Origin of the sequence: Thermococcus sp. M36, assembly GCF_012027355.1 — an archaeon.
Taxonomy (GTDB): Archaea; Methanobacteriota_B; Thermococci; order Thermococcales; family Thermococcaceae; genus Thermococcus.
On record NZ_SNUH01000258.1, the window covers coordinates 1 to 419 of the forward strand.

At 29.8% G+C, this 419-nt stretch carries 1 protein-coding gene; it reads right to left on the reverse strand.

The window, feature by feature from the left end; genetic code table 11:
• Window positions 1-120 precede the first annotated feature (120 nt).
• Window positions 121-419 (reverse strand): ATP-dependent dethiobiotin synthetase BioD (gene bioD, locus E3E36_RS12235; protein WP_167895621.1); only part of this gene is annotated, 299 nt, incomplete at its 5' end.

Genomic DNA, 419 nt, shown 5'->3' on the forward strand with positions numbered 1-419 from the left:
ACCATCATAGTTCAGTTGCTGGAATTGCAAAAGCATTAAATCATCCAGTTTCAATTTTTCTTTGGAATCAATAGCATTTCTTTTTGCTCTGTAAATATTTCTGAGTTCTTTTTTAAGCATTTAAGCGAGTGCTTTTAGCAAAGATGGTTTTATTTTTTCAGCCTGTGCAAGAATAAAATCTTTGTTTATTTCTTTTGTTGAAGGAACAGAGGCAATCTTTTGAAACCCACTCCAACTAACAATTTCATCTTCATAGTGCAAATACTGATCGTTAAAAATCCAACCCAAGACATCAATATTTTTTTGTTTGCAAATTTCGGCAGTTAACAAAGAATGATTAATACTTCCCAGATAATTTCTGCTTACTAAAATAACTTTTGCTTTAAGTTGTACAATTAAATCTGCAATAAATTCTTTTT